1 protein-coding gene is annotated in these 1,544 nt (G+C 32.9%); it reads left to right on the forward strand.

The window, feature by feature from the left end; translation table 11 throughout:
- The coding region (locus tag EV214_RS18535; RefSeq protein WP_243116727.1) for a transposase at positions 1 to 1,498 on the forward strand (1,498 nt) is incomplete at its 5' end.
- Positions 1,499 to 1,544: the final 46 nt, after the last annotated feature.

Below are 1,544 nucleotides of genomic sequence, written 5' to 3' on the forward strand. Positions count from 1 at the left end.
TCTTATGCTTAAAAATTGGACTTCTCATGCTGAATATCAGCAATTTATTATTTCAAATCTCTCTTCTTTCTACAAAACTTTTCCTAAAAGAATTGAAGAACTTGAACCTTCTATTTCTAAACTATATTGCTTAGATTTAGATATTCTTGGAGAAATATTAAAACCTCATTATTCTACCACGGGTAGACCTGCTACCCTTCAACCTGAAATATTTCGTTCGTTTTCTTTAATGCTTTTTCAAAAAGAAACAAGCATTACTAAATGGGTTAATAAACTTCAGACTAATGACTTATTTGCAACCTGTATCGGTTGCACTAGCGATAAAACACCTTCTCTTGGTGCTCATTACGATTTTATCTCTAGATTGTGGTTATCTGATTTATCAGCTGACAGAAGTAATCTTAAAAAAACATATTCTTATAAGAAAAAACCTTCTAAAACAAAAACCCCGGGTAAGAATAAAAAACTTCCTAATAAACGATCTGGTATTGTTAAAAAGATTGCTAACTTTTTGGGCAATGGTCGTTCATTCGCTTGTAGATTTGAAAAATTACTTCAAAAAATATTCACTCTTGTTGCTGTAGCACCTTCTTTTGATCTTAACTTAATACATAAAGACAAGCTTACGCTTGCTGGTGATGGTACTTGTGTTCACTGTCATTCTTCTTACTATGGCACCAAAGTTTGCAACTGTTGCCAAAATGATATTTATAATTGCAAATGTGATCGTAAACTTTCTGATGTTGATGCTAACTGGGGTTGGGACAGTCATGAAAACCGTTGGTTTTATGGCTATACACTTTATGCTCTATCTAGCTACAACAAAGAATTCAAAATAGATTTACCTGTCTATCTCCGCTTCGTACAAGCAAGTAGACATGATAGTATTACTGGAATAGTTGCATTGGCTGAATTTAGAGAACTGTTACCGCAGTTTAAAATCTCTAATTATGTGCTTGACTCAGCCAATGATAACTATCCTACATATGAATTGTGTTCCAAATGGAACATTAATCCCTTTATTGATTTGAACTCCAAGAATAAAGGAAATTCAAAATATCCACCCACCTTATCTATTAGTGATAAAGGTGTTCCAATATGCATAGGGAACCACGAAATGGTTTATAACGGTTTTGAAAAAAGCCGTTCACGCCTTAAATGGCGTTGCCCTAAAGCTTGTGGAAAGATTCAAAGTTGCTCTTGTTCTGAAGAATGTTCACCTTCTACATATGGTCGAGTAATCCATACTAAACCTGCATGGGATTTACGCTTATTTACCAAAGTCCCTCGTGGCTCAAAACAGTGGAAATCAATTTATAAAACTAGAACTTGTTCAGAACGTATAAATAATCGTATTCTTAATGACTATAGAATTCATTCTTTAAGAATGCGTGGTAAAAAGCGTTATTCCTTTATGACTATGATTGCAGGCATTAATATTCATCTTGATGCTAGAATTAAAGTTTCTGGTTTTAATATTTTAAATTTATTAGAATAACAGTTTAGCAATTAAATATAATTTTTTCAGCTTACACTTTGTAGGT

Origin of the sequence: Marinisporobacter balticus, assembly GCF_004345705.1 — a bacterium.
GTDB lineage: Bacteria > Bacillota > Clostridia > Peptostreptococcales > Thermotaleaceae > Marinisporobacter > Marinisporobacter balticus.